Raw genomic sequence first — 23,721 nt, 5'->3', positions numbered from 1 at the left:
GCGCGACGCGGCTCCGGGCAACGACCCCGGGACCCGGTGCTAGGATGCCTTCCACTCGGGGAATCCTCCCCGGAGGGAGCTGTCATGAGAACGCGTCTTGGCCATTACGACATCGTCGCCGAACTGGGCCGCGGCGGCATGGGTGTGGTCTACAAGGGCTACGAGGCCTCGTTGCACCGCTACGTCGCGATCAAGGTGCTGGCGGATTCGCTCGCCCACGACGAAGCGATCAAGGAGCGCTTCCTGCGCGAGGCGCGCAGCATGGCGGCGCTCAACGACCCGCACATCATCCAGATCTACTTCATCGGCGAGGACGAGGGCCAGACCTACTTCGTGATGGAGTTCGTCGAGGGCGAATCGCTCGGCTCGATGCTCAAGCGCGACCACCGCCTCACCGTGGAGCAGTCGGCGAAGGTGATCCAGCAGACCGCGCTCGGCCTCGCGACCGCGCACGACCGCGGCGTCGTACACCGCGACATCAAGCCCGGCAACCTCATGATCACCAGCCGCGGCTCGGTCAAGATCGCCGACTTCGGCATCGCGCTGTCGAACCAGGACCTGTCGAAGAAGCTGACCACCACCGGCGAGTTCGTCGGCACGCCGGGTTACCTCTCGCCCGAGGTCTGCCTTGGCAAGCCGGTCGACCAGCGCTCGGACATCTTCTCGCTCGGCATCGTGCTGTTCGAGATGCTGACCGGCAAGATGCCGTTCAACGACGAATCGCCGCTCGGCCTGATGCTCGAGGTGGTGAAGGCGCAGATCCCCGACGTGCGCGAGCTCAACCACGACGTCGATCCGCAGGTCGCGCAGATCCTCGCCAAGATGATCGCGAAGGACCCGGCCGAGCGTTACCAGAACTGCCACGACCTCGTCGCCGACCTCAACACGCATCCGCTCGTGTCCAAGGGCGGCCCGATCACCGTGCAGACGAAGCTGTCGCCGGCCGCGGCGACGATGATCGGCCAGAAGACGCCGGTGTCGGGCCAGGCTTCGCTGCCGCAGACGCCGCAGACGCCGATGCGCAACGTCGCCGCGCAGGCGAACACGCGCATCACGCCGAGCGGCCAGCCGCTGCCGCCGCCGATGCAGGGCGGCCACCAGGCCGTGCTCGACCGCCCGACCGCGATCGGCGGCCAGACGGCGCGCAGCTCCGCGCTGCCGTGGGCGATCGCCGCGGTCCTGCTGCTCGGCGTCGCCGCCGGCAGCTACGCGATGCGCGACCGCATCCCGGTGCTCGCGAACCTGTTCGGCACGCCCGCGCCGACGGTCGCGGCGACCGCGACGACGCCGAGCGCGAGCGCCACGATCGGCGCGACCACGACGCCGACGACGAACCCTCCGCCGGCACCGCCGAGCGCGACGAGCGTCGCGGCGACGACCGCACCGAACGCGACCAGCACGCCGGCAGCGACCGATGCGTCGACGACGGCGACCACGCCGTCGATCGCGCCGCCGCCCGCGCCGCCGCCGGTCGAGGCCGTCGCCGGCACGACCGACGCGAACACCGACTCCGGCGCGCCGGCCGCGCGCGCCTCGCAGGCGGGCATGGAAGCGCTGCACGACCTGCCCGCGGCGAAGGCCGCCGAGGACGCCGCGCAGGCGCCCGCCCCGCGCGTCGCCAAGGTGACGCCGAGCGAACCGCCGGCCGCGCCGCCGCGTCCGCGCGTGCCGACCATCGCGGTGGTGGCGAGCGGTGACGACGTGATCTCCTCGCCGGCCGAGGACGCGCTCGTCGGCATGCTGCAGAGCCGTGGCTTCCGCGTCATCGAAGGCGGTCGCGGCCACAGCGATTCGCCGAACCTGCGCGCGCTCGCGGGCAAGGCCGATGCGGTCGTGTTCGTGCACGCGCGTCCAGTCGGCACGCAGCAGATGAACTACTACGGCCAGAGTTCGACCCTGTACACGGTGCAGCTGGGCGTGCGCGCGTACCGCGTGTCCGACGGCAGCGTGCTCTGGCGCAGCAGCGGCGAGCAGGTCAACTTCACGAGCCTGAATGCGGCCGAGAAGGCGCGCGAGGCGATCGAACCGCTGCTCGACGCGGTCGACACGCAGCTCGCCGAGTTCCGCTCGCGCGGCCGTCGCGGTTAGGGGAGGGACCGCCGCGGGCTGCGCTCCGGCGCAGTCCGCGGCGGGATATCCGCTGCGCATGCCGCCCACCGACGACATCGGCGCATTGCTGGAACGTGCCGAAGGCGGAGACGACGGCGCCTGGCGCCGCCTCGTCGATCTCGTCTACCCCGACCTCAAGCGCCTCGCGCGCGGCGCGCGTGCGCAGCCGCGCGACGCGACGCTCGGCACCACCGCCCTCGTCCACGAGTGCTGGCTGCGCCTCGCCCGCGCAGCGGGCCTGCCGCGCGACCACGACCACCTGCTCGCGCTCGCCGTGCGCATCATGCGCCAGGTGCTCGTCGACCATGCGCGCGAACGCCTCGCGCGCAAGCGCGGCGGCGGCGAGGCCGCGCTCGCGATCGACGACGTCGAACCGCGCGACGAGCGCGAGTTCGAGCTGATCGCCGAGATCGACGACGCGCTGCGCACGCTCGCGGCGAACGCGCCGCGGCGCGCGCAGGTGTTCGAGTGCCGCTACTTCGGCGGCCTCAACGACGACGAGACCGCGCGCGCGCTCGGCATCTCGCCGCGCACCGCGCACCGCGACTGGGACGAGGCGCGCGCCTGGCTCGCCGCGGCGCTGCGCCCGGCCTGAGCGCGCCTGCTTCCTGTGGGAGCGCTGGAAGGCGCGATGCTCCTGGTTCCGGTTGCAAAAGCATCGCGGCTTGCGCCGCTCCCACGACGGACCGCCCTCCGCACGTCTCGATGCGCCGCGTGACCTGTAGGAGCGCACCCTGTGCGCGACCGCGGTATCGCGACTTTCCCGCGTCTTCGGTCGCCCACAGGGTGGGCTCCTACCCATGCAGCCGGTGACGGCGAGGAGGAGCTGCCGACCGACCTGCGGTCGTGCGGCCCGCGGACTCGCGTCGTCGCGTGAGCCTGTAGGAGCGCACCCTGTGCGCGACCGCGGTATCGCGACTTTCCCGCGTCTTCGGTCGCCCACGGGGTGGGCTCCTACCCATGCAGCCGGTGACGGCGAGGAGGAGCTGCCGACCGACCTGCGGTCGTGCGGCCTGCGGACTCGCGTCGTCGCGTGAGCGTGTAGGAGCGCACCCTGTGCGCGACCGCGGTATCGCGACTTTCCCGCGTCTTCGGTCGCCCACAGGGTGGGCTCCTACCCATGCAGCCGGTGACGGCGAGGAGGAGCTGCCGACCGACCTGCGGTCGTCCGGCCTACGGCAACGCCGCGCGCGCGGCGATCAGCGGCGCGAGCGCCGGATGCTTTTCGTCGACGTGCGCGCGCATCGCGGCGATGACCGCGTCGAGCTGCGTGCGGCCGGCGGCGACGCCGCCCTTCGCGATCAGCACGCGTGCGCGCGCACCCCGAAGGGCGAGCCTGCGCATGTCGTCGGCGGCGAGTCCGGTGGCCGCTTCGTCGCCGGCGTCGAGTGCACGGATCGCCTCGTCGAGCCGGCCGAGTTCGCGCAGCGCGTCGGCCTGCGAGCGGCGCGCGCTCGCCATCATGTAGCGCGGCGTGTCCGGCGAGGCGTCGATGATCGCGACGCTGCGCTCGAACTGCGCGAGCGCGTCGGCCGCGCGCTTCTGGCGCAAGCGGATCGCGCCGAGGTTGACCAGCGCCGGGATCAGCTGCGGCGAATGCGCGCCCTGCACGCGTTCGCGGCGGCCGAGCAGTTCGGCGAACAGCTCGCCTGCCTCGTCGTCGCGTCCGGCGTAGGCGAGCTGCATGCCGAGTTCGTTCTGCATGAACAATGCGTCGAGCGTGTCGGCGCCGTAGCGCGCGGCCTGCGCGTGGTGCGCCGCGCGCAGGGTGGCGAGCGCGTCGTCGACATGGCCTTCGGCGCGTTCGACGAAGGCGAGCGTGACCTTCGCCTTGAGCGTCGCGGTGTCGTCCGGCCCCTTCGTCGCCATCAGCGCGTCGACCGCGCGGCGCGCCTCGGCGGCCGCGCGCAGCGGCGTGCCGAGCAGGCGCGCGTCGTCCGCGACGAGGTAGTCGGCGATGCCGCTGATCTCGTTCGGCCGGCCGAGCGCGGCATCGGCGCGCTCGCGCAGCGCGGCGAGGCGGGGCGCGGTCGACAGGTCCGGATCGCGGCGTTCCGCGTTCTCGACCTGGCGCAGCGTGTACTCGAGCGTGTCGCGATGGTTGCGACCGAGCGTGCGCTCCGCCGCGGCGACGACCGCGCCGAGGATCGCCTCGGCCTCGTCGAAGCGGTTGGTCGTGGTGAGGATCATGCCGCGCTCGGCACGCGCGCGCAGGTCTTCCGCGCCGTCCTTCGCCACGCCGGGCAATGCGGCCGCACGGTCGAGCAGCGCGAGCGCGACGTCGAAGTCGCCGAACTGGTAGCGCAGGTCGGCGAGCGTGGTCAGCACGCGCGCGGCGAGCGCTGGCTGCGCGGCGAAGCGGCGCTCGACGTGGCCCTCGGCGATGCGCAGCGCTTCGCGCACGGTCATGTCCGGCGCGTCGGGTGCGCGGTGCGACGGGTTGGCGGCGTCGAACACGTCGTCGTTGAGGAAGCCGAGCACCGCGTTCGCGGCCTGCGCCTGCCGTTCGGCGAGGTCGCGTTCGGCGCGCAGGCGCGCGGTGAAGTACGCCGTGCCGCCGACGAGCAGCGCGAGCGCGCACGCGGCGAGCGCGGCGCCGAGGGGATGGCGCTGCAGGTAGCGCGCGGCGACGTAGCGCGTGCGACGCGGCCGTGCACGCACCGGACGCCGCTCGAGGAACGCGCGCACGTCCTCGGCGAGCGCGTCGGCGGTCGCGTAGCGCGCGTGCGGGTCGGTCGCGATCGCCATGCGCACGATCGCGGCGAGGTCGACCGGCAAGTCCGCGAGCAAGGCCGCCTGCGCCGCGGCGCCTTCGGCCTGGATCTCGGTCGCGGCGGTCGCGAGCGTCGCGCGTTCCGCCTCGTCGTGGCTCGAGAGCACGGCCAGCAGCCGGCCGAGCTGGTACACGTCGGAGGCGATCGTCGGCGTCTCGCCGCGCAACTGCTCGGGACTGGCGAAATCGGGCGTGCACGCGCGCGCGACGCTCTCGTCGATGTCGCCGAGCAGTTGCGCGATGCCGAAATCGAGCAGCTTCGCGCTGAGGTCGAGGTCGACCAGCACGTTGTTCGGCTTGATGTCGCGATGGATGACGCCGCGCGCATGCGCGAACGCGACCGCGCTGCACACCTGCAGGAACAGGTCGAGGCGCCGCGCGAGCGGCAGCGCCGAGCGCACGCAGTGCACGTCGATGCGCTCGCCGTCGATGAGTTCCATCGCGAACCACGGCCGGCCGTCGCCGGTGCGGCCGCCGTCGAGCAGGCGCGCGATGTTCGGATGGCGCAGGTCGGCGAGCGCCTGGCGCTCGCGCCGGAACTGCCCTGCGCTCGCCGCGTCGGGGTGCGCGTCGAGCATCCACTTCAGGGCGACCTGCTGCTCGTACTCGCCGTCGGCGCGCTCGGCTAGGTATACGATCGCCATGCCGCCGCGCGCGAGCTCGCGCACGACGCGATACAGGCCGACCTGCTCGCCCGGCGCGAGTTCGGCCGCGCGCTCGCGCGCGCGCAGCAGCGACGCCGCGACGGCTCCCTGCAGCGCGCCGCCGGTGCGCAGCGCGTCTTCGTCGATCGCCATGTCGGTCCCCCAGGGCCCGCGCCGAGTGTACTGCGCCGCGCACCGCGCGGCGGAATCGTCGCGTGAATGGCAAAACCGGGCCCGCTTTGCCGTGCCCTGATGCGAGGGGCTGCGAACCGCGGCCCGCCGACCGCCAGGGAGACCCCCATGTTCCGCCTGCACCTGCTGCTGCCGCCCGCCCTCGTCCTGCTCGCGTTCGCGCCGATCGCGCCCGCGCAAACCTGCGTCACCCCGCCCCCGGGGCGCGTGTACTGGCTCGCCGCCGACGGCGATGTCGACGATCGCGCGCACTTCTACAACGGCACGGTCGGCGGCGACGTGCCGTTCGTACCCGGCAAGGTCGGCGAGGCCGTGCGCTTCGACAGCGACGAGGACTTCATCGCGACCGACGTCACCGACGACGAACAGAAGGCGCTCGAGAATACGTTCACGTGGGAACTGTGGGCGCGGCCGACCGAGGCGACGCCCGACTGCCCCGAGGGCGCGGAAGGCAACTGTTCCGGCTCCGCGCAACGCTTCGCGATCTTCCCGCTGCACGGCGACTTCAACGACGACGCCGGCGTCGGCCTCGTCATCGGCACCAATGCGATCTGTGTGAGCGAACACGCGAGTTTCCACGTGCCGTGCCTGCTGCGCTACGACACCACGATCACCGACTGGACCCACATCGCGGTCGTGATGGAGGACCGCACGCCGCGCCTGTACGTGAACGGCACGCTCGTGCGCACCGGCGTGCAGAGCGCGCGCACGCACGCCTACGCGTCGTGGAACACGATCGGCAGCGGCCGCGGCCTCGGCCGTTTCCGCGGCGACCTCGACGAGGTGTCGCTGTACGACCGCGCGCTGACCGACGCCGAGATCCTCGGCATCTTCGCCGCCGGCAGCGCCGGCAAGTGCAAGCCCGACTGCGCGAGCGAGCACCACGACGACGCGTTCGAGCACGCGCAGGTGACGGCGACGAGCGGGATCCTGTCGAGCATCCCCGACGGCCTGTTCGGCGCGGCGAACGCGACGCCCGAGGTCGACTCGCTGCTGTTCCAGGACAACATGCCCGACGGCTTCAGCCATTCGATCGAGTGGCGCACCGCAGCGCCGTTCGAACTCGACCACTTCGCGCTGTCCGCATTCGCCGGCCAGCCGCCGACATTCGTGCGCGCGTTCCGCGACTTCAAGCTCTTCGCGCGCGACATCGGCACCGGCCAGTTCGTCGCCGTCTACGACAGCCCGGTACGCACGCCGTATCCGGTGGTCGGCGCCGACTACCGCCTGCACCGCTGCGCGAACCTGCGGCCGCGCCTCGCGCAGGAGTTCCGCGCGCAGTTCGTCCAGCACGGCGAAGGCCCGTTCTTCGGGCCGCGCGTGATGGAACTCGACGGCTTCGCGCCGGACTTCATCTTCGCCGACGGCCTCGATCCCGACGCGGAGTGACCGTCCGCGCGAACGTCGCGCCGGCAGCTGCCGGCGCGACGCCGTGCTTCGTCACGGCGCCGCGTCGAAGCCGTCGCGGAAGATCACGTCGGTTTCGTCGATGCCGTTGTGGAGCGCGAACGACACGCTGCCGGCGACGCCGGCGACGTGGGCGTCGACCGCGTAGTCGCCCTGCACCGCGTCGGCGGTCGCGTCGACGCTCGCGCGCCCGTCGGCGTCGGTGAGCGCGCTCGTCGACGACAGCACCGCGCTCGCGCCATCGCTCGGCGCCACGAACACGACGGTCACGCCGGCGACCGGATGGCCGTACGCGTCGACGACGCGCAGCGCGAGGGGATCGGCGAACGGCGTGCCGACCGGCGTCGCCTGCGGCGTGCCGCCGGTGACCGCGAGCGCCGCGGCCGGGAACACCACGTCGACGCGGACGCGCAGGCTCGCCGCCTTCTTCCAGCGTGGCTCGGCGAGGTCCTTGGCGAGCACGCCGTCGGCGTAGAACACGCTGTCGCCGTTGTCGAACAGGAGCTGCAGGACGCTGCCTGCGCCGAGCTGCTCGGGCACGCCGGCGATCGATTCGAAGCTGCCGCCGGCAATGTCGAGCGCGGTCATGTCCAGGCCGAGATCGAACGGCGCGTCCTGCGGCTGGCCGGTCCACGCGTAGAGGCGGAAGTCCGCCGGCGCGATGCCGGTCGCGTCGCCGGGCGGGCCGGCGATGATGAGGTACTGCCCGGCCGCGTTGCGGTCGATGCTGCGGATGCCGCGACCGCCGAGATCGAACAGGATCGGCGTGCCGAACACGGCCGAGCCCTGCGCGTGCGAGCCGGGTGCGGCGCCGGTGACGAGCGCGTCGAAGTCGCGCACCGGCACGAGCAGCGCCTCGCGGCGCTGCGTCGTCGGCAGCAGCGGCGCGCGGAACGCGAGGTAGGCGGTACTGCCGTCCGGCGCGAGCGCGAGGCCTTCGATGTTGAAGCCCGCGGGCGTCTTCGAGTCGACGCCTTCCGCGCTGCTCGCGGCGAAGCCGAGCGCGTTCGCGCCGAGGCCGTGGCCGTCGGCCGCGTCCCAGGCGACGAGGTCCTCGAGCAGCCAGTCGTAGCGGCCGGCATAGGCGAACGTCGTCGCGACGCCGGCACCGGCGAGGTCGATCGCGAATACGCGATGGCGGTTCGGGCGCACGTGGAAGTTCTTCGAGTTGCTGAAGGAACCGGTCCAGTAGCTGCGCGCACCGAGGCGGAACGCGCCTTCGAGGTCGAGCTCCGGATTCTCCGGATCGCCGAGCGCGAGCTGCGCGCTCGGGTCGTAGCCGCCGAACGGCAGGCCCGAATGCGCGCGGTGGTACACGCGCAGCACGTTCGTCTCGTCGTCGGCGACGAGCATCGTGTCGTCGTCGAGCGCGATCGTCGCCGACGCGTCGCTCGCGCCGGTGTGGAAGCGCGTCGCGGCGGGCGTCGCTGCGGGTGCCGATGCGGCGTACGCGATCGCATACGTGCCGGTGCGGTCCTGCGCGTCGGTCGCGCCGATCGTGACGGTCGCGTAGCCGACGCCGTGCGGGACGATACGCAGGTGGCGCGTCGCGCCGCTGCCGTCGAGCAAGAGGCCGCTCGCGTCGACGACCGCCGGGTTGCTGCTCGCGACCGTGATCGACAGGTTCGCCGGATCGCCGCCGCCGGGCAGCGCGAACGTGAAGCCGATGCCTGCGGTCGCGGCCGGGCCGGTCGGATCGTCGACGACCGCGCCGACCGCGCCGCCGCCATCGGCGAGATCGAGGTACGGCGACGTCGCGCCGGGGTCGATCGCGATGGTCGGCAGTTGCGCGCTCGCGCAACTGTCGAACGCGACCGTCGTGCGCGTGCTGCGTCCCGGGCTGCCGACGTCGCCGCCGGTCGAAGCGAGCGAGCCTTCGGCGTCGCCGGGCGTCGACAACGTCCAGTCGGTGATGAGGTTCGCGCCGAGGCCGGCGGCATTCGGCCACGCGCTCGCGCCGTTCGCGCGCGGACCGCCGAGCGCGGTGTCGTCGCCGTAGGCGAGGCGGTCGACGAGTGCGTGGCTCGCGTCGTAGAGGTTGATCTCGTCGTCGCGGCCGAGGTTGTTGGTGTTGCCGCCGATCACCTTGGCCGCGTCGCACAGCCCCCACGCGCCGCGGAACGTCGCGGCGGCCGCTTCGGTGAACACGACCGATTCGCCCGGCTGCACGACGCCGTAGGCGGACAGGTCTTGGCTGCCGGCGACTTCGCTGCTGTCGTCGAAGCTCCAGCCGGCCATGTCGACGGGGCCATTGCCGATGTTGGTGAACTCGACGAACTCGCCGTTCGCGCCGCCGTACATGTACTCGCTGATGCGCATGATGCCGACCGGGCAGGCGACGAACGGCACGCTCGCGCGCGTGCTGCGTCCCGGGCTGCCGATGTCACCGCCGGTCGAAGCGACCGATCCTTCGCCGTCGCCGACGGTCGACAGGGTCCAGTCGGCGACGAGGTTCGCGCCGAGGCCGGCCGCATTCGGCCATGCGCTCGCGCCGTTCGTGCGCGGGCCGCCGAGCGCGGTGTCGTCGCCGTAGGTGAGGCGGTCGACGAGCGCATGGCTCGCATCGTAGAGGTTGATCTCGTCATCGCGGCCGAGGTTGTTGGTGTTGCCGCCGATCACCTTGACCGCGTCGCACAGCGACCACGCACTGCGGAACGCGGCGGCGGTGACGCCGGCGTCCGCGAGGATCACCGATTCGCCCGGCTGCACGACGCCGTAGGCGGACAGGTCCTGGCTGCCGGCGACTTCGCTGCTGTCGTCGAAGCTCCAGCCGCTCATGTCGACCGGCGTCGCGCCGACATTGGTGAATTCGACGAACTCGCCGTTGCCGCCGGAGTACATGTATTCGGTGATGCGCATCTGCGCGATGGCCGGGACGGCGACGAAGGACAGCAGCGCGGCGAGCAGCGTCGCGACGTGCGTGGAACGGACGGCCATGAGCGGGACCCGTGGAGGCGAAGCCGCGCAGTCTCGGCCGGCGCGGTGACCGCGGCGTGACAGGTCGTCGGAGGTAAGAGCGAAGCCGAACGACGGGTGCGGCGCAGCAACGCGCCCCCGGATGCGAGGTGCTCGCGCCCGTCATCGCGCAGGACTAGGATGGCCGCGCCATCCGCTGGCACAACCTGGGGTAGACCATGAAGACGAAGCACTTCGCAATGTTCGCGTTCGCGTTCGCAGTCGTGGGGCCGGCCGGCGCGGAAGACGCCGCGCAGCCGAAGATGAGCAAGGAACAACAGGAAATGGCCGATGCGTTCGAGCGCATGGGCGCGGTGCGCGCCGAACACAAGCAGCTCGAGTATTTCGTCGGCGACTGGAAGACGAAGAACACGATGTGGATGGACCCGAAGGCGCCGCCGCAGGAGAGCCAGGGCAAGTCGCACAGCGAAGCGACGTTCGGCGGGCGCTACATCGAGACGAAGTTCGACGGCGACATGATGGGACAGCCGTTCAGTGGCCGCGGCGTGATGGGCTACGACAATCTCGGCGGCAAGTTCTTCAGCACGTGGTACGACAGCATGTCGACCGGCTTCTGGCTGTCGTACGGCAGCTACGACAAGGCGAGCAACAGCTACACCTACCACGGCTCGATGGACGACCCGATGGCGCCGAAGACGAAGGTCGCGGTGCGCGCGGTCGTGCACATCGTCGACCCGACGCACTACACGTTCGAGTGGTACGAGACGCACAAGGGCAAGGAAGGCAAGACGATGCAGATCGAATACAGCAAGCAGTAGGGCGGACCCTGGCCCGCCGATCGCCGCAGATCGGAAAACGGCGGGCCGGGACCCACCTTGCGCGGCGAACGACTGCACGGAACGCGGGCGGGCCCAGGCCCGCCCGCAGCTCAAGCAGCCGGCGAGGCTGCCGCGTCGCCACCGTCCGCGCCGACGACGTCGATGTAGATCGTCCACAGCACATAGCCTGGCGCGACCGCCGGATCGGCCGCGTGCATCGACAGGCTCGCTTCGCCGAGCTGGAGCTGCTGCCACCAGTCGGCCGAGCGCAACGCGAGGAACGACTCCTGCAGTGAATTGACGGCAGCGTTGCCTGCGCTTTCCGCCTGCCCGGACATGTCGACGCCACCTTCGGCGACGAGCACGCGGCAACCGCCGTCGCGGCACTCGACGGCTGCGAGCAGCACGGCGTGCGGGTGATCCGGCGACAAGCCGGCGGTCCACGCCTGCAGGTGTCCGCGCAGTTCGCGCGTGCGCGTCGCCGCGTCCTCGCCGCCATCGCCGCGCCCGTCGAAAGCCTTCTGCTGGCTGGCGTCGCTGCGGTCCGCTTCGTCGTCACCGCCCTGTTCGAGCGCGGCCATGCGTTCGGCGAACAGGTCGATCGCATGGTCCTCGTCGATCGCTGGTGTCGGTTCGGCTTCGCCAGCGTCCGTTTCGAGTGTTCCATCCGTGGCGCCCGCTACGTCGCCTTCGGCGGGAATCGGCGCGGCGACGTCACCGGTCGACGGCGGCGCGGCGTCATCGGGCGTCGGCGGCGCGACCGCCGTTTCCGGCTTCGGCGCGGCGACCGGCGGCGGCGCGGGTTTCGCCGCTTCGACCGCGGCCGGCGGCGCCTCGACCGCCGGCGGCGGCGCAGCGCGCGGCGGCACAGCGCGCGCCGGGGCAGCCGGTGCCGCGGCGGGTGCGGATGGCGCGGCGATCACGGGCGCGGGCGCAGCCGCGGCCGGCGGCGACGAGGCCGGGCGCAGCGGCCACAGCCACAGCGCGGTCGCCCCGGCAGCGACGACGGCGACGACGACGAGCACGGTCTGACGCTGCATGAACGAACCTCTCCAGGGGAGGACGGGCGATTGTCGCCGAGGTGGCTTGCGACCGCATCCCGCAGGGCGGTACGCCCCGAATGCGCCGACGGTACGCTGGCGTCGGACCGGGCGACGGCGGGACGCCCCGCTGCGCGGCTCGACCCACCCTTCGCGATCCGACATTCGCCCTACAGCGCGGACAGGTTCGCGTAGGCGAGCACGAGCCGCTTGCGCCCGACGCCCGCGAAGTTCACCTCGACCAGCGTGTGCGCGCCGGCACCTTCGTAGGAGAGCACGACACCTTCGCCGAAACTCGCATGGCGCACGCCCTGGCCGAGCTTGAACGGCACCGCGGAGTCCTGCGCGACCGCACGGGCGGAGAACGCGGGTCGGCTGACCTGCACCTTCGGTCGCACCTCGTGCACGAGTTCGGCCGGGATCTCGGTGAGGAAGCGCGACGGTCGCGCATACGACTCGACGCCGTGCAGGCGACGCGATTCGGCGTAGGTGAGCACGAGCCGCTCGCGCGCACGCGTGATGCCGACGTAGGCGAGCCGGCGTTCCTCTTCGAGGCGCCCCGGCTCCTCGGTCGACTTCTGGCTCGGGAACAGGCCGTCCTCGAGGCCGACGAGGAACACCTGCGGGAACTCCAGGCCCTTGGCCGAGTGGAGGGTCATCAGCTGCACGCAGTCCTGCCACGCCTCGCCCTGCCCTTCGCCCGCCTCGAGCGCGGCGTGGGAGAGGAAGGCGGCGAGTTCGGACAGGCCTGCCTCGAGGTCCTCGGGCGTGCGCCGGAAGCGCGCCGCGACGTTGACGAGCTCGTCGAGGTTCTCGGTGCGCGATTCGGCGCTGCCGCGGCTGTCCTTCTCGTAGAACTCGCGCAGGCCCGAGCGCGCGAGCGCGTGCTCGACCTGTTCGGACAGCGCGAGCGGTTCGTCCGCGTCGACCGGTTCGGCGTCGCCGACCATCGCTTCGGTCGGTGCGCCCGCGTCGAGCAGGCGCGCGCCCGCGAGCGCGAAGTCGCGCGCCGGCGCCAGGCAGTCGCGCGCGAGCTGCTCGATCAGCTGCAGGAAGCCGCGCAGCGCGTTCTTCGCGCGGCCGGCGAGCGCGTCGCTGCCGAGCTCGGCGAGCGCGGACTCCCACAGCGAGAGCGTGTCGCGCCGGGCACGCTGGCGCAGGCTGTCGAGCGTGCGGTCGCCGATGCCGCGCGGCGGCGTGTTGACCGCGCGTTCGAACGCGGCATCGTCGTGGCGGTTGGCGACGAGGCGCAGGTAGGCGAGCGCGTCCTTGACTTCGGCGCGGTCGAAATAGCGCAGGCCACCGTACACGCGGTAGGCGATGTCGTGCTGGATGAGCTGTTCTTCGAACGTGCGCGACTGCGCGTTCGAACGGTACAGGATCGCGTGGTCGGACGGCCGCGCGTCGCCGCGCAGGCCCTCGCGGATGCGCTCGACCACGTAGCGCGCCTCGTCCTGCTCGTTGTACGCCGCGTACAGTTCGATCGGCGAGCCGTCGTCGCCCGCGGTCCACAGCTGCTTGCCGAGGCGGTCGGGGTTGTGCGCGATCACCGCGTTCGCGGCGGCGAGGATGTTGCCGGTCGAACGGTAGTTCTGCTCGAGGCGGATCGTGCGCGCGCTCGGGAAGTCGCGCAGGAAGTGCTGCACGTTCTCCACGCGCGCGCCGCGCCAGCCGTAGATCGCCTGGTCGTCGTCGCCGACCACGAACACCTGCGCGGTCGAACCGGCGAGCACGCGCACCCAGGCGTACTGCAGCGTGTTGGTGTCCTGGAACTCGTCGATGAGCAGGTGGCGGAAGCGCTCGCGGTAGTGGCGCAGCAGCTCGTCGTTCTGCAGCCACAGTTCGTGCGCGCGCAGCAGCAGCTCGGCGAAGTCGACCACGCCGGCGCGCCGGCACGCGTCCTCGTAGGCGCGGTAGACGTCGACGAGCACGCGGTTGACCGGGTTGAAGCCGGGATCGAGCGCGTCGGGCCGCTTGCCCTCGTCCTTCGCGCCGTTGATGAACCAGCACGCCTGGCGCGGCGGGAAGCGCGCCTCATCGAGGCCCATGCCCTGCATCGTGCGCTTGACCATGCGCAGCTGGTCGTCGGCGTCGAGGATCTGGAACGTCTCGGGCAGCTTCGCCTCGCGCCAATGGCGGCGCAGCAGGCGGTGCGCGATGCCGTGGAAGGTGCCGATCGTGAGGCCGCGGCCGTCGCCCTCGATGAGGCTCTCGGTGCGCGCGCGCATCTCGCCGGCGGCCTTGTTCGTGAACGTGACCGCGAGCACCGACCACGGCGATACGCGCTCGACCTGCAGCAGCCAGCCGATCCGGTGCGTGAGCACGCGCGTCTTGCCGGACCCGGCGCCGGCGAGCACGAGATAGTGACCCGGCGGTGCGGTGACCGCCTCGCGTTGCGCCTCGTTGAGTCCGTCGAGCAGGTGTGACACGTCCATCCGTGCGATTGTAACGTCGAGCCGAGCCGATCGGCCGATGCAAGGAACCGCGCGATGCGGCGATCATCTGCACCATGAAGCGGATCGCGACCCTGTGCGCCCTGCTGCCCGCCGTCGCGGGCCTCGCCGCCGCGGCCGAGCCCGCGCAGTACGTGCTGCACTACGACGCCGATGCGCGCACGATGCAGGTCTCGCTCTGCCTCGACCGCGCCGCACCGCTGCAGCGTTTCGCCGGCGACGGCTCCGCACCGGAGCACGTCGACGCCCTCGCGCGTTCGAGCGGGCTGCCACTGCAGCGCGACGGCGACGGCTGGAGCGCGCGCGACTGGCGCGCGGGCGAATGCCTGCGCTGGCGCGCCGACCTCGGCCGCATCGCCGATGCGAACGCGCGACGCAGCCCGCTGCGCGCGAGCGAGACGATCACCGACCCGGGCGGCTGGCTGCTCGCGGCGCCCGACGTCGCCGCGGCCGAGGCGCGCGTCGACCTGCCGGCGGGGATCGCCCTGTCCACGCCGTGGACGCCGCTGCCGTCGCCCGACGCGACGCGGCGCTACCGCATCGTGCACACGCCGGAAGACTGGCTCGCGCGCGTCGCGATCGGCCACCTGTCCGAAACCACGATCGAACGCCCGGGCGGGCGCCTGCACGTCGCGATCGGCGGCACGCCCGACGCCGCGCAGCGTGCGCGCCTGCTCGCCTGGCTCGGCCGCGTCAGCGACGCGGCGACGACCGCCTACGGTCGCCTGCCGCTCGCCGACGTGCAGGTACTCGTGATCCCCGTGGGCGCGCAGCGCGACGCGGTCGTGTTCGGCCAGTCGACGCGCGGCCAGGGCAACGGCCTCAGCCTGTTCGTCGATCCCTCGCGCGACGCACGCGCGTTCGAGCGCGACTGGATCGCCGTGCACGAGTTGTCGCACCTGTTCCACCCGCACCTCGGCGCGCGCGGCGCCTGGCTCGCCGAAGGCCTCGCGACCTACCTGCAGAACGTGCTGCGCGCCCGCGCGGGCCTGCTCACGCCCGCGCAGGCGTGGGCCGAACTCGCCGACGGCTTCGCGCGCGGCCGCGCGGCGACGCCGCGCGACGGCGCGTCGACGCTCGAGCACGCGTCGCTCGACATGGAGAACGAGCACGGCTACACGCGCGTTTACTGGAGCGGCACCGCGTACTGGCTCGCCGTCGACCTCGAACTGCGCCGCACGAGCGGCGGCCGCCTCGGCGTCGACGAAGCGCTGCGCCGCTTCGACGCCTGCTGCCTCGCACCGACGCGCGACTGGACGCCGCAGGCGTTCGTCGAACGCCTCGACACGCTGCTCGCCACCGACGTCTTCGCACGCCGCTGGCGCGAGTACCGCACGCTCACGCGATTCCCGGACGTGCCAGCCCTCGACGCCCCCGCCGACGCCGCCGTCCGAGCCGCGATCATGCGTGCGACCGAGGTGAAAGATCGGAGCGAAGCGAAAGACTGAAACACGAAGGACAAGCAGGATCAGGGAAAGCTTGAAACACGGATCACGGAGAAGGCTAGGCGAGAAGAGCTTTTCATTTAACGGCTCTTCCTCCGTGTGCTCCGTGTTTCAGTCCATTGATCCTGCTTCCCGCGCGCCCCGCAGCCGACGCGGCTGCCGCTCGATTCCGCGCCGGCGTGTTTCAGTCCTGCATTGCCTTCCTTCGTGTCGTTCGTGTTTCCGTTTTTTCAGCTTCTGAAAGGCACTGCTTCAGTGCGCCTCCGCGCGCTCGCGCGAGCCGTTGATCGCGGACATGAGGCGGTCGGTCCAGGCGATGCCGATCGCCGAGGCGATGAAGACGCAGTGGATGATCGTCTGCCACATCACGCCGCTCGAGGTGACCATGGTGCAGCCGCGGCCGGCGCCGGTGGCGATCTCCGCCGTCGCCTGCGCGAGCAGGTCGGGCGTGCAGAACGGCAGGCCGCCGCCGATCGCGCCGGCCTCGATGAAGCTCTTCAGCAGGTGGATCGAGCTGATGCCGATGATCGCCATCGCGAGCTTGACCTTCAGCACCGACGCGTTGACGTGGCTGAGCCACTCGGGCTGGTCGGGGTGGTCTTCCAGGCGCAGGCGCGAGACGAACGTCTCGTAGCCGCCGACGATGACCATGATGAGCAAGTTCGAGATCATGACGACGTCGATGAGGCCGAGCACGATCAGCATGATCGCTTGCTCGCTGAGGCGGAACGCGTCGTGCATGAGGTGCCAGAGCTCCTTCACGAACAGCACGACGTAGACGCCCTGGGCGACGATGAGGCCGAGGTAGAGCGGCAGCTGCAGCCAGCGCGCGGAGAAGATCAGCGAGGGCAACGGCGACAGCGGGGACTTGGGTTGGGTCATGCGGGGTCCGGCGGGATCGGAGGACGTTGCACGCTACCGCAAAACGGCCGCATCGCGCATCCGCGCAGGGTCGCAGCGCGGCGGACCCGATCAGCCCGTGGCGGAAAGATCGAACGAACTTGCCGCGACGCGCACGCCCGGCACGCCGAGCACGTAGCCTGCGCCCATCAGCTGCGACGGCGTGCGATAGCCGCCCGCGGGCGCGCGCGCGATCACCTGCGCGGCGATGTCGAGCGCACAGGTCACGGTCAGCGCGTAGCCGTTCGGCGTGACCAGCTGCATGCGCTCGACCGCGCCGGCCGCGTTGCGCGCCTCGCCCCAGATCCAGCACTGCGTCGTCGCGCGCCGCTCCGCATCGGGGCCCGGCCGCGCCCCTGCGCGCGCTTCGAGCCAGGCGCGCAGCGGCGCGAACCGCAGCAGCGGGCGCAGCAGGCGCAGGCGGCGCAGCGAGCGGATCGCGCGTGGCGGCATCGCCAGATAGACCTCGATGTCCGGAATGCCGGTCGACACGTACGCGGTATAGAGGTCACCCCACGGGATCGTCGTCGCGCTGCGTTCGACGCCTTCGCGCACGAACGTGCGCGTCTTCCACGCCAGCGGTACGTCGACGAGTTCGCCGCCGACGCGCGCGCGACCGCCGCGCGCGAGCCCTTCGACGCTCGTCTTCGCGGTGCCGGGGCTGGTGCCGCCGCCCGCCTCGAACGCGAGCACGAGCGCGTTCGCGTCGGGCAGCGCGCGCTTGAGCAGTGCGGCGACGCCGTCGGTCGGCACGACGTCGAAGCCGACGCCGGGCGCGACGACGATGCCGCGCTCGCGGGCGCGCGCATCGGCGCGATGGCAGTGGGCGAACACGTCGATCTCGCCGGTGATGTCGAGGTAGTGCACGCGCCGTTCGAGGCACGCGTCGAGCAGCGGTGCGGCCGTGCGCGAGAACGGTCCGGCGCAGTTGAGCAGCACGTCGACGTCGTCGAGGCCGCGCGCGGCCGCGCCGGCGTCGTCGAGGCCGAACACGCGCGAGCGCAGCCCGAGCCGTTGCGCGAGTGCCTCGACCTCGCCGCGATTGCGGCCGGCGAGCACGGGCGCGAGGCCGCGCCGCACGGCTTCCTCGGCGATCAGCGCGCCGGTGTAGCCGTTCGCGCCATAGACGAGCATGCGTTGCAGGTCCGCGCTCATTTCGGCGCGTCCGGCGTCGCGTACAACTGCTGCGCGCGCTGGAACAGCACCCACGACGTCGCGATGTACTTGTCGCCGCCCTTGGGCATGTTGCCGCGGTGGGTGTGGGTGAAACCGGCCGGCGCGATCAGCAACGCGCCCGTCTTCGGTTCGATGCGCCGCTGCTGGAACAGGAATTCGGTCTCGCCCTCGCCGAATCCGTCGTTGAGGTAGATCGTCCAGAGCAGCACGCGGTGCAGGTTGTCGTCGGTCTCGACCTTCGGCGCGATCTCGCTGTGCCAGTACGGATAGCCGCCCTGGTCGGCGTAGTAGCGCTGGATGTTGATGCCGCCGGGGCGGAACAGGCGGACGATAAGCTGCTTGAGCTCGGCGTCCGGCATCGCGCGCACGTCGTCGACGCCGAGCATCTGCATCTCCTCGCTGCCCGCCGGCTTGCGATACAGCGCGGTCGGCGCGAGCGCGAGGTGGCTGTACTTGCGCAGGTAGGCGACGAGGCCCTGCAGCATCGCGCCGTTCAGCATGTTCTCGGCGTTCTTCCATTCCGGGTGGCTGCTCAGGTGCAGGTCCCAGGAATCCTTGAGGCGCGTGTTGACGCCGCCGGTCGTGCGTCCACGCACGACCTTGTCGCTCGCCTCGAACGCGGCGATGAGTTCGGCGCAGACCTTCGCGTCGAGCGCGCCGTCGTACACCTCGATGAAGTCGTTCATGCTCGCGGCCGCCACGGTGATGGGGCGTTCAGCTGGCGCGTCGGACGATGCGCGCAGCATCCGCTCGAGGGAGTTGGCCATGTCATCGTTCGGACTCTATCTCATCGGCGCGATCGTGCTCATCGGCGGCCTCGCCTACGCGGCCTGGCTCGTCCATGTGCCATCGCAATGGATCGGCACCGGCGCGGTGATCCTGCTCGGCGCCTGCATCCTCGGCGCGGTCACGCATACGCGTCGGCGCGATCCGCCGGCGTGAGGTGGTAGGCGGTCACGCGCTCCACTTCGTTCTTCGAACCGAGGAACACCGGCACGCGCTGGTGCAGTTGCGCGGGCGCGATGGCGAGGATGCGCTCGCGCCCGGTCGTCGCCGCGCCGCCGGCCTGCTCGACGATGAACGCCATCGGGTTCGCCTCGTACATGAGGCGCAGCTTGCCCGGCTTGCCGGGATCCTTGAGGTCGCGCGGATAGATGAAGATGCCGCCGCGGGTCAGGATGCGGTGCACGTCGGCGACCATCGAGGCGACCCAGCGCATGTTGAAGTCGCGCCCGCGGGGGCCGGTCTTGCCGGCGAGCAGTTCGTCGATGTAGCGCCGCATCGGCGGCTCCCAATGGCGCATGTTCGACATGTTGATCGCGAATTCCGAAGTGTCTTCGGGGATGCGCATCTTCGCGTGGGTGAGCGGGAAGTTGCCCTGCTCGCGATCGAGCGTGAACTGGTAGACGCCGTCGCCGAGCGTGAGCACGAGCACCGTGCTCGAACCGTACACCGCGTACCCGGCCGCGACCTGCTGCGTGCCCGGCTGCAGGAACGCCTTCTCGTCGGGTTCCTTCACGCCCTCGGGGCAACGCAGCACCGAGAAGATCGTGCCGACCGAGATGTTGACGTCGATGTTCGACGAACCGTCGAGCGGGTCGAACACCAGCAGGTATTCGCCCTTCGGGTAGCGGTCGGGGATCGGGTGCGGATCGTCCATCTCCTCCGACGCGAGCGCGGCGAGGTGGCCGCCCCAGGCATTCGCCTCGAGCAGGATCTCGTTCGACAGCACGTCGAGCTTCTTCTGCGTCTCGCCCTGTACGTTCTCCGTGCCCGCGCTGCCGAGCACGCCGCCGAGCGCGCCCTTGCCGACCGCGATCGAGATGCGCTTGCACGCGCGCGCGACCACCTCGATGAGCAGGCGCAGGTCGGCGTTGATGCGACCCTCGCGTTGCTGCTCGATGAGGAACTGGGTCAGCGAAATCGACTTCATGGCGGGGCGGCTCCGGAGGGCGGGTCGGGACGCGCATTGTCCGGACTCCCGGGGCGTCGAGAAAGGCCCCCCATACGCGCGCAGGCACGGCGGCGGGGATACGCCTGCTGACACCACGTTGGCAGTGGCAGGGCGGCATCGTAGCGCCACGCCGACGACCGGCCCCGCCAAGGAGATCGACATGCTTAACCCGAACGTCCCCGCCTGGTTCGAGATCCCGACCCGCGACCTCGACCGCGCCCAGCGCTTCTACGAGGCCGCGCTCGACACGACCCTGCAGCGCCAGCAGTTCGGCGGCCCGGCGATGGCGGTATTCCCGCGCGGCGACAAGCCGAACGCGACCGGCGCGCTGATCCACATGCAGCAGTGCGAACCGTCGATCCAGGGCAGCATCGTCTACCTCAGCCTCGACGACATCCGCCCCGTGCTCGCGCGCGTCGCCGACCTCGGCGGCGAAGTGTTCGTGCCGCGCACCGAACTGCCCGACGGCATCGGCTTCTTCGCGCAGATCCGCGACAGCGAAGGCAACCGCGTCGGCCTGTTCTCGCCGCAATGAACGCCGCGCCGATCGTGGCCGGTCCCGCGCGCGACGCGATGCTCGGCGCGCTCGGCATCGCCGCCCTCTACACCCTGTCCGACCTGCGCGCGCCAGCGCGCGCGGTCGGTCACCGGAGCCCCGCCATGTCGCCGCAGGCACTGCCCGAACCCCCGCACGACTTCGATTTCCTGCACGGCCGCTGGCTCGTGCACAACCGCCGGCTGCGCGAGCGCCTCGTCGGCTGCACCGAGTGGGAATCGTTCGACGGCGTGCAGGTGTGCCGACCGATCCTCGGCGGCTTCGGCAACGAGGACGAGCTCGTCACCGACGCCTTCGGTGCGAACCGCTTCATCGGCATGACGATCCGCCTGTTCGACCCGCGCGCGCGCGAGTGGAGCATCTACTGGGTCGACAACCGCAGCGTGCAGCTGCAACCGCCGGTGCGCGGCCGCTTCGACGGTGGCGTCGGCACGTTCTACGGCCGCGACGTGCATGCGGGCATACCCGTGCTCGCGCGCTTCCTCTGGACGGTCCTTTCGGCCGACCGCGCGCGCTGGGAGCAGGCGTTCTCGACCGACGACGGCGAGCGCTGGGAAACCAACTGGATCATGGAGTTCGAACGGAACGCCACATGAGCGGGCTCGCTGCCACCGACGCACGCCACCGCGTCGAACACGCGCTTGCCGCATACCGCCCGCGCCCCGCCTTCGCCGGCGGCTGGCGTGAACACCACCCTCGAGGAGTCCCGCGCGTGACCCCAGCAAGCACCCCGTGGCCGGTCGTCGAACTGCGCCAGTACACCCTGCACCCGGGCCGGCGCGACGATCTCGTCGAGCTGTTCGAGCGCGAGTTCGTCGAAACGCAGGAAGCATGCGGCATGCGCCTGTTCGGCCAGTTCCGCGACCTCGACGACACCGACCGCTTCGTCTGGCTGCGCGGATTCGCCGGCATGGACGCGCGCGCGGCCGCGCTCGGCGCGTTCTACGGCGGCCCGGTATGGAAGGCGCATCGTGACGCCGCCAACGCGACGATGATCGATTCGGACAACGTGCTGCTGCTGCGACCGCTGCGCGCCGACGGCGGCTTCGCGCTCGACGGCGCGACGCGCACGCCGGTGGATGCGCCGGCAACGCGCGCGCGCCTCGTCGTCGCGCTGCTGTGGTCGGTGCCGCGCGGCGACGCCGACGTCGCCGCGCGGCTCGAGCGCGACGTCGCCGCGTGGATCGCCGACGCCGATGCGGCGCCGCTCGCGAGCTTCGTCAGCGAGCATGCGCCGAATACGTTCCCGGCGCTGCCGGTGCGCGAGAACGAACATGTGCTCGCCTGCTTCGCCGCGTTCGACGACGACGCGCACTGGCGCCGCCATCGCGACGCACTCGCGGCGATCGCGCCGGTGCCACTGCAGACGTTGCGCCTCGCTGCGACCGCACGGTCGCTGCTGCGATGAGCCGCCGCGCAGCGCGCACGCTCAAACGGTTTCGCTCGCACCACGCGGCGCGCGATGATGCGCCGGCGACATCCATTCCCTGAGGACCACGACATGATGAAGACCTATCACGGCAGCTGTCATTGCGGCGCGGTGCGCTTCGAAGCCGATCTCGATCTCGCCGAAGGCACCGGCCGCTGCAACTGCTCGATCTGCACGAAGACGCGCAACTGGGGCATCACGATCAAGCCCGAAGCGTTCCGCCTGCTCGCGGGCGAGGATGCGCTCGCGGACTACACGTTCGGCACGCACAGCAACCACCACCTGTTCTGCCGCCACTGCGGCGTGCGCCCGTTCGGGCGCGGCCACATCGAGGAGATCGGCGGCGACTACGTCTCGGTGAAAATCGCCTGCCTCGACGACGTCGACCCGGCCGAACTCGCCGAGGCGCCGGTACGCTATTTCGACGGCCGCGCCAACAACTGGTGGAACCCGCCGGCCGAGACGCGGCACCTCTGAGGCGGCGACGATGGCTCGCGCGCCCCGACGTTCAGATGACCTCGAACTGGCGCGCGATCCACGACAGCTGGTAGAGCACGGCGAGCAGCACGAACGTCGCATGGAACCACGCGCGGCGCGTCACGATCGCGACCGCGCAGGCGAGCACGTGCACGATGTTGCGCGCCGGGTACTCGGCGCCGAACGCGTGCAGGTAGTCGGCGCCCTTGAGCAGGGTGTCGATGTAGTCGACCAGGTAGACCGCGGCGAGCGCGCCGAAGAACCAGCGCCGGCGCGAATAGTAGTAGTCGCGGTAGTCGGCGTAGTCGTGCAGGCTTTCAGGCAGGATGAACACGCACAGCAGGTACAGCAGCAGCGCGTACAGCGAGACGAACAGGAACAGGTTGAACGTCCACTGGCCGATCGACGCGAGGCGGAACTCCCACCACCAGAAGTGCAGCAGGAACAGGAACACCGACAGCACCCACAGCAGGTGCACCCAGTAGACGCGCTTGTCGCGCGGGTGCTCGACGATGCGCGCGAACTGGCGCAACAGGTGGGTGAGGCCGAGGCCGACGATCATGCCGAGCAGCACGCGCACATGCAGGTAGACCGGCGCGAGTTCGGCCGTGGGCAGGGACGACGCCATGCTCGGACTCCCGTTGCAGCGGACCGGCGCATGATACGCGCGGCTGTCGCGACGCGCGCTTTACCTGGATGCCGCCTCGGCGACATGATCGTCGGATGCGCCGCGCCGATCGCCTGTTCCTCATCATCCATGCCCTGCGCGGACGGCGCACCGCGCTCGCCGCGCGCGGGCTCGCCGAGACGCTCGGCGTCTCGCTGCGCACGGTCTACCGCGACGTCGCCGACCTGCAGCTGTCCGGCGTGCCGATCGAAGGCGAAGCCGGCGTCGGCTACGTGCTGCGCAAGGGCGCGGACATTCCGCCGCTGATGTTCAGCGCCGAAGAACTCGAGGCCCTCGTCGTCGGCACGCGCTTCGTCAAGGCGTTCGCGGGCGCGCGCCTGCACCGCGGCGCGCAGGCGGCGCTGCTGAAGATCGAGGCGGTGTTGCCGCCCGAGCTCAAGCAGCGCGCGATGCGTTCTCGCATCTTCGCGCCCGCGGGCTGGAACGAGGCGCGCACCGGTCTCATCGACCGCCTGCATGCGGCGATCGCCGCGCAGCACGTGCTGCGCCTGGACTATCGCGACGAAGCGGGTCGCATCTCGATGCGCGAAGTCGAACCGCTCTGCCTCGCGTTCTGGGGCGGCGTGTGGACGCTCGGCAGCTGGTGCCGCCTGCGCGTGGATTTCCGCACGTTCCGCCCGGACCGCATCGTCACGTTCGAGCCGACCGGCGAGACCTTCGTCGAAACCGACGCGCGCGGGCTGGCGGCGTATCTGCGGGTCGTCGGCGGCGACGCCGATCGCGATTCCTGATCGCGACCGGGCC

Annotated in this window: 20 protein-coding genes; 11 read left to right on the top strand and 9 right to left on the bottom strand. The window is 71.4% G+C overall.

Annotation, left to right across the window (positions count from 1 at the left end):
• Positions 1-84 precede the first annotated feature (84 nt).
• Together FHW12_RS09270 and FHW12_RS09265 are read left to right on the top strand one after the other, a co-directional pair.
• Positions 85-2,088: a serine/threonine-protein kinase gene (locus FHW12_RS09270; protein WP_182530716.1), complete on the top strand. Its 2,004-nt coding sequence runs from the start codon at positions 85-87 to the stop codon at positions 2,086-2,088.
• A gap of 58 nt (positions 2,089-2,146) precedes the next feature.
• Positions 2,147-2,704 carry an ECF-type sigma factor gene (locus FHW12_RS09265; RefSeq protein ID WP_182530715.1) on the top strand — a complete coding sequence of 186 codons (558 nt, stop codon included), beginning with the start codon at positions 2,147-2,149 and terminating at the stop codon, positions 2,702-2,704.
• A 578-nt stretch (positions 2,705-3,282) separates the two neighbouring features.
• Here the strand turns inward: FHW12_RS09265 and FHW12_RS09260 are convergent.
• Positions 3,283-5,679, bottom strand: coding sequence for a serine/threonine-protein kinase (locus FHW12_RS09260; protein ID WP_182530714.1), 2,397 nt, complete (start codon positions 5,677-5,679; stop codon positions 3,283-3,285).
• Positions 5,680-5,826: 147 nt separating this feature from the next.
• Here FHW12_RS09260 and FHW12_RS09255 point away from each other — a divergent pair, with 147 nt between their 5' ends.
• A complete protein-coding gene (locus tag FHW12_RS09255; RefSeq protein WP_182530713.1) occupies positions 5,827-7,107 on the top strand; it encodes a LamG domain-containing protein in 1,281 nt (426 codons plus the stop codon).
• A gap of 51 nt (positions 7,108-7,158) precedes the next feature.
• On the opposite strand, the gene FHW12_RS09250 is transcribed toward FHW12_RS09255, so the two are convergent.
• The gene (locus FHW12_RS09250) at positions 7,159-10,062 is read right to left on the bottom strand and encodes a lamin tail domain-containing protein (RefSeq protein WP_182530712.1); all 2,904 of its coding nucleotides are present in this window, start codon (positions 10,060-10,062) and stop codon (positions 7,159-7,161) included.
• A gap of 197 nt (positions 10,063-10,259) precedes the next feature.
• Here FHW12_RS09250 and FHW12_RS09245 point away from each other — a divergent pair, with 197 nt between their 5' ends.
• Entirely contained in the window at positions 10,260-10,859 is a 600-nt protein-coding gene (locus FHW12_RS09245) for a DUF1579 domain-containing protein (RefSeq protein WP_182530711.1), read from the top strand.
• 110 nt (positions 10,860-10,969) lie between these two features.
• On the opposite strand, the gene FHW12_RS09240 is transcribed toward FHW12_RS09245, so the two are convergent.
• Together FHW12_RS09240 and FHW12_RS09235 are read right to left on the bottom strand one after the other, a co-directional pair.
• On the bottom strand, positions 10,970-11,899 hold the full coding sequence (locus tag FHW12_RS09240) for a hypothetical protein (protein ID WP_182530710.1): 930 nt from the start codon (positions 11,897-11,899) through the stop codon (positions 10,970-10,972).
• Positions 11,900-12,069: 170 nt separating this feature from the next.
• Positions 12,070-14,334, bottom strand: a complete 2,265-nt coding sequence (locus FHW12_RS09235) for a UvrD-helicase domain-containing protein (RefSeq protein ID WP_182530709.1) — start codon at positions 14,332-14,334, stop codon at positions 12,070-12,072.
• 74 nt (positions 14,335-14,408) lie between these two features.
• Here FHW12_RS09235 and FHW12_RS09230 point away from each other — a divergent pair, with 74 nt between their 5' ends.
• A complete protein-coding gene (locus tag FHW12_RS09230) occupies positions 14,409-15,800 on the top strand; it encodes a hypothetical protein (RefSeq protein WP_182530708.1) in 1,392 nt (463 codons plus the stop codon).
• Between the two features lie 249 nt (positions 15,801-16,049).
• Here FHW12_RS09230 and FHW12_RS09225 read toward each other — a convergent pair whose 3' ends face one another.
• The 3 genes from FHW12_RS09225 to FHW12_RS09215 all read right to left on the bottom strand — a co-directional run bounded on the left by FHW12_RS09225 (position 16,050) and on the right by FHW12_RS09215 (position 18,640).
• Positions 16,050-16,679 carry a TIGR00645 family protein gene (locus FHW12_RS09225; RefSeq protein ID WP_182530707.1) on the bottom strand — a complete coding sequence of 210 codons (630 nt, stop codon included), beginning with the start codon at positions 16,677-16,679 and terminating at the stop codon, positions 16,050-16,052.
• Between the two features lie 90 nt (positions 16,680-16,769).
• Positions 16,770-17,852: a saccharopine dehydrogenase family protein gene (locus FHW12_RS09220; RefSeq protein ID WP_182530706.1), complete on the bottom strand. Its 1,083-nt coding sequence runs from the start codon at positions 17,850-17,852 to the stop codon at positions 16,770-16,772.
• Positions 17,849-18,640: a 2OG-Fe(II) oxygenase gene (locus FHW12_RS09215; RefSeq protein ID WP_259392943.1), complete on the bottom strand. Its 792-nt coding sequence runs from the start codon at positions 18,638-18,640 to the stop codon at positions 17,849-17,851. Before FHW12_RS09215 ends, FHW12_RS09220 begins: the two co-directional genes overlap by 4 nt.
• Here FHW12_RS09215 and FHW12_RS09210 point away from each other — a divergent pair.
• Entirely contained in the window at positions 18,639-18,815 is a 177-nt protein-coding gene (locus tag FHW12_RS09210) for a hypothetical protein (RefSeq protein WP_182530705.1), read from the top strand. The two genes, FHW12_RS09215 and FHW12_RS09210, sit on opposite strands and share 2 nt — an antisense overlap.
• On the opposite strand, the gene FHW12_RS09205 is transcribed toward FHW12_RS09210, so the two are convergent.
• A complete protein-coding gene (locus FHW12_RS09205; protein ID WP_182530704.1) occupies positions 18,781-19,806 on the bottom strand; it encodes a class 1 fructose-bisphosphatase in 1,026 nt (341 codons plus the stop codon). The two genes, FHW12_RS09210 and FHW12_RS09205, sit on opposite strands and share 35 nt — an antisense overlap.
• 181 nt (positions 19,807-19,987) lie before the next feature.
• Here FHW12_RS09205 and FHW12_RS09200 point away from each other — a divergent pair, with 181 nt between their 5' ends.
• The 4 genes from FHW12_RS09200 (at position 19,988) to FHW12_RS09185 (ending at position 22,289) form a co-directional block, all read left to right on the top strand.
• On the top strand, positions 19,988-20,362 hold the full coding sequence (locus FHW12_RS09200; RefSeq protein WP_182530703.1) for a VOC family protein: 375 nt from the start codon (positions 19,988-19,990) through the stop codon (positions 20,360-20,362).
• Entirely contained in the window at positions 20,359-20,979 is a 621-nt protein-coding gene (locus FHW12_RS09195) for a hypothetical protein (protein WP_220484380.1), read from the top strand. The genes FHW12_RS09200 and FHW12_RS09195 overlap by 4 nt, the downstream gene beginning before the upstream one ends.
• A 116-nt stretch (positions 20,980-21,095) precedes the next feature.
• Positions 21,096-21,791: an NIPSNAP family protein gene (locus FHW12_RS09190; protein ID WP_220484379.1), complete on the top strand. Its 696-nt coding sequence runs from the start codon at positions 21,096-21,098 to the stop codon at positions 21,789-21,791.
• Between the two features lie 93 nt (positions 21,792-21,884).
• Positions 21,885-22,289: a GFA family protein gene (locus FHW12_RS09185; protein WP_182530701.1), complete on the top strand. Its 405-nt coding sequence runs from the start codon at positions 21,885-21,887 to the stop codon at positions 22,287-22,289.
• Positions 22,290-22,320: 31 nt separating this feature from the next.
• On the opposite strand, the gene FHW12_RS09180 is transcribed toward FHW12_RS09185, so the two are convergent.
• Positions 22,321-22,917 carry a hypothetical protein gene (locus FHW12_RS09180; protein WP_182530700.1) on the bottom strand — a complete coding sequence of 199 codons (597 nt, stop codon included), beginning with the start codon at positions 22,915-22,917 and terminating at the stop codon, positions 22,321-22,323.
• Positions 22,918-23,012: 95 nt separating this feature from the next.
• On the opposite strand from FHW12_RS09180, the gene FHW12_RS09175 reads away from it, so the two are divergent.
• Positions 23,013-23,708: a helix-turn-helix transcriptional regulator gene (locus tag FHW12_RS09175; RefSeq protein WP_182530699.1), complete on the top strand. Its 696-nt coding sequence runs from the start codon at positions 23,013-23,015 to the stop codon at positions 23,706-23,708.
• Positions 23,709-23,721 lie beyond the last annotated feature (13 nt).

The sequence above is a fragment of the Dokdonella fugitiva genome, from assembly GCF_014138265.1.
In the GTDB taxonomy this organism is placed as follows: Bacteria; Pseudomonadota; Gammaproteobacteria; order Xanthomonadales; family Rhodanobacteraceae; genus Dokdonella_A; species Dokdonella_A fugitiva_A.
This window is presented reverse-complemented; position numbering and strand designations above follow the sequence as displayed.